We start from the raw sequence: 4,069 nt of genomic DNA, 5'->3' as shown, positions 1-4,069 counted from the left end.
CCCATGCCCCGTCCCCGCCGCCCGTGAAGTCCCGTGCCCCGGACCCTGTCAGTCAGGGTGGGAGCGGGGCACGTCCCCGCGAAGCGGTGGCAAGCCCCGAAGGGCCGCCAGCGGTTGGAAAGGCGTCACTGTCCCCTCCCGCCGGGTGGCGGCGCGCGCACTGGTGGACACCGGGCAGGCCAGCGAGGGGGGTGGGCGCCATGGGGCGAAGTCCCCACCGTGAACGGACGCGGGCGCGAAAGGGCAAGGACGCGTCCGGCGGGGAAGGGACACCCATGGCTCGTCCCAGACGCTTCGGACAGGAAGACGGATGGGGGCTCGGGGCGAGCCTCGCGGTGGCGTTCGTGCTGGTGGCGGTCATCCTGGGGGCGGTGGTGATGATCCGGGCCTCCTCGAAGGCGCGGGTGACGGAGCGCTCCATGGACCTGTTCGAGGTGGAGCAACTGGGGCGGGCCTTCGGCGACAAGGTCTCCCTGGCCAACAGCGCGCTGCTGGCGGGCGGGCGCTCCCTCTCCCAGGATACGGCGCTGCCCCGCCAGCGCTTCCTGGACACCGCTGGACGGCTGCGCGAGCGGTTGTCCGACCCCGAGGTCCAGGCGCTGGTGGATGAGGTGTGGCGGGCCGAGCAGGGGCACGAAGCCGCCCTCCACGCCCTGCGCGACACGTCCACGTCCCCCGTCCTGGAGAAGGAGGCGGCCCGCGAGCGCCTGGCGCGGGCCCATGGGCGGGTGCGCGAGGCCCAGGCCCAGTTGGAGAAGAGGGTGCAGGCGGGGCTGCGCGACGACAGCCAGGCGGCGGTGGTGGCGGACCGGTGGGAGCTGGGCCTGCTGCTGCTGGTATCGGTCCTGGGCCTGGGCGTGGCGGCGGCGCTGGCGTGGGTGCTCCACCGCCGGCTGCACCCGCTCAAGCGCGAGGCCCAGGCCAGCGCGCACCGCTTCCAGGCGCTGGTGGAGGGCGTGCGCGACTACGCCCTGGTGCTGCTCGACGCGCGCGGCCGGGTGGCCAGTTGGAACCCGGGCGCCGAGCGCATGAAGGGCTGGAGCGAGGCGGAGATCCTGGGGCGCCCGGCCTCCACCTTCTACACCTCCGAGGACGCCGCCGCGGGCCAGGCGGAACGCGACCTGTCGCGCGCGCTGAAGGACGGGCGGCTGCGCTCGGAGGGCTGGCGACAGCGAAAGGACGGCTCGCGCTTCCGGGCGGAGGTGTCCATCACCGCGCTGCGCGACGAGGAGGGCACGCCGCAGGGCTTCGCGGTGGTGACGCGCGACATCACCGAACAGCGGCGCTCGGAGCGGATGCAGGAGCTGCTCGCGGAGGCCGGGCGCGTCTTCCACCAGTCGTTGGATCCGGACCTGACGGTGGCGGAGCTGGCCCGGCTGCTGGTGCCGGAGGTGGCGGATGGCTGCATCCTCTACCTGCTCACGCCCGCGGGGGAGCTGCGGCCCCGGGCCGTGACGCACGTGCGGCCCGAGCGCGAGGAGAGCCTGTGGGAGGCCTTGCGGCGCTTCCCCCCGCGCGCGGGCATGCCGCCCACCATCTGGTCCGTGATGCGCACCGGGCGCTCGCGCCTGGACGTGGACGTGGGCGTGGACGACCTGGAGGACTCCTCGGAGAGTCCCGCGCACCGGGTGCTCATCGACCGGCTGGGCATCGGGTCCTCGCTGGCGGTGCCGCTGCGCGCGGGCAGCCGGACGCTGGGCGTGTTCGTGTTGATGACGGCCCGGGGACACCGCCGCTTCACCCAGGCGGACCAGGTGCTGGTGGAGGAGCTGGCCGGACGCGCGGCGCTGGCCTTGGACAACACGCGGCTCTTGCGCGAGGCGCGCGAGGCGGTGGACCTCATCTCCGTCACCGCGCACGACCTGGGCAATCCCTTGCAAGCGCTGCAATTGCTGTTGAACAAGGTGCAGCGCGCCCACGCCAACGACGACGACGACGGGGTGCGAAAGGGATTGGTGGCGGCGCGCGGTCAGGCGCAGCGGCTGGGGCAATTGCTGCACGACCTGCTGGACCTGTCGCGGCTGTCCTCCGACAAGCGGCTGCTGGACGCGGCGCCCATGGACCTGGGGGAGCTGGCGCGCGAGGTGGTGGAGCGCTTCGCGGAGACCGCCGCGCAGGCGGGGAGCCTCCTGACGCTGGACGTGGAGGAGGGACAGGTGGGCCACTGGGACCGGATCCGCCTGGACCGGGTGCTGACGAACCTCATCTCCAATGCGCTGAAGTTCGGCCGGGGTCACCCCGTGCGGGTGCGGGTGGCGGCGCTGGACGACGCGCACGTGCGGCTCACCGTGCGCGACGAGGGTGTGGGCATCGCGCCGGAGGCCCAGCGCCGCGTCTTCGAGCGCTTCGAGCGCGAGCCCTCCGCGAAGGTCGAGCTGGGCTATGGCCTGGGCCTCTACATCGTGCGCCAGCTGGTGGAGGCGCACGGGGGCCTCATCCGCCTGGACAGCATCCCGGGGCAGGGCTCGACCTTCACCGTGGACCTGCCGCGCGTGCCCCGGTTCGTGGAGGAGCCGTTGGCGCCGGAGCCGGACCTGCTCCAGTGACGCCCGTCCATTACAGGTGCAGCGAGGGCACGGGGGCGACGAGGCCGGGGCGGATGGGGAAGTCGTCGGGCAGCTTCTCGCGCTCCTCCAGGCGCTCGAACTCTAGCGGGTCGTGCGCGCAGAACACCTTCACCTGTTCGCCGTGGCGCTGCACCAGCTCGCGCAGGCGGCGCAGGTTGTACCAGCGCATCCACCCGTCCTTCTGCATCAGCTTCTGGTAGGCGCGCAGGCCGACGGTGCACCGGTAGCGGTCCAGGTCCATCTCCCCGTGGTGGAAGTACGCGTCGCCCGCGTGCAGCAGCCACTCCTCCCCCGTGTCGATGGCCACGCCCGCGTGTCCCAGCGTGTGGCCCGTCAGCGGCACCAGCAAAATCTCCGGCGGCAGCCCGGAGAGCTCGCGCACGCAGTCGAAGCCGAACCAGCCTTCACCCTGGGAGGCGGCGTAGGTCTCCCAGCGCCGCTCCTGTGCCCACTGCTGGGGACGGAAGCGCGCGCGGTCCAGCCAGGAGCGCTGCGCGGTGGCCACGCGGTACTCCTCCGCCAGCACGTGCACGCGTGCATGGGGGAAGTCGTCCAGGCCGCCCGCGTGGTCGAAGTCCAGGTGCGTGAGGACGATGTCGCGCACGTCGCTGGCCTGGAAGCCCAGCCGTTCAATCTGGCGCACGGCGGTGGCCTCCTCCGCCAGGGCGGGCCGGCACAGCACGTCGCGGAACAGGCCACTGAGCCGCTCGCGGGGCGCATACACGTCATTGAGGCCGAAGCCGGTGTCCACCAGCACCAGGCCGCGAGCCGTCTCCACCAGCAGGCAGTGGCAGGTGAGCGCCGCCGGGCCGGTGAAGCCGCGCCGTCCGTCCATGAGCCGCCGACCGGGCGGACACATCGTGGTGCAGTTCAGGTGGTGGATGCGCATGGCGGCTCCCGCTCCTCGTGACCGTGGCGGAAATCCGGCCCTCCGACACCAGGCCCGAGGGGACCGCCATCCGTTCGTTCAGGGCAAAAGTGCGCCGTGGCCCGGCTGGGAGGAATCACCACGACCCCGAAGGGACGGGGGCTCGCCTGCCCGGAAGGTGAGGGGGCCGACCTTCAGAGTGGCGGGGACTGCCCGGCGTCCTCCGTGCCCCGCGGCGGCGCCGACATCAGCACCAGGGCCTCGGAGGCGGTGACGGAGCGGTGTTCGACGCCGCGCGGGACGATGAGCAGCTCGCCTGCCTCCAGGTCCACGGAGCGTTCGCGCGACTCCACCCGCAGGTGGCCCCGGGTGACGAAGAACAACGCATCCCCGGTCGCGTGCTGGCACCAGGGCCCGCTGCCCGTCAGGCGCACCAGGTGCACCGGCTGCCCATGGAGCATTCCCACGGGCTGGGGGGTGTCCGGGCCGGACAGGTGGGTGAAGGCCTGGGCCAGGTTCACCTTCTCCATCGGGGGCGGCAGGGCGTCACCAGGAGACGGTGCCGGGGCCTCGGCGGGGACGGCCACGGTGCCGCGGCGGCGTGAGTCCCAACGGGGAGGACGGCCTCCAAGGG

Annotated in this window: 3 protein-coding genes; 1 reads left to right on the top strand and 2 read right to left on the bottom strand. The window is 73.1% G+C overall.

Features of this window, described 5'->3' with window-relative positions:
• Positions 1 to 275: 275 nt before the first annotated feature.
• Positions 276 to 2,546, top strand: coding sequence for an ATP-binding protein (locus D7X74_RS40255; RefSeq protein ID WP_120538232.1), 2,271 nt, complete (start codon positions 276 to 278; stop codon positions 2,544 to 2,546).
• A gap of 10 nt (positions 2,547 to 2,556) precedes the next feature.
• Here D7X74_RS40255 and D7X74_RS40250 read toward each other — a convergent pair whose 3' ends face one another.
• Entirely contained in the window at positions 2,557 to 3,456 is a 900-nt protein-coding gene (locus D7X74_RS40250; protein ID WP_120538231.1) for an MBL fold metallo-hydrolase, read from the bottom strand.
• Positions 3,457 to 3,629: 173 nt separating this feature from the next.
• On the bottom strand, positions 3,630 to 4,069 hold a 440-nt coding region (locus D7X74_RS44670), incomplete at its 5' end, for a cupin domain-containing protein (RefSeq protein ID WP_233602461.1).

Origin of the sequence: Corallococcus sp. CA047B (assembly GCF_003612065.1) — a bacterium.
GTDB lineage: Bacteria > Myxococcota > Myxococcia > Myxococcales > Myxococcaceae > Corallococcus > Corallococcus praedator.
This window is presented reverse-complemented; position numbering and strand designations above follow the sequence as displayed.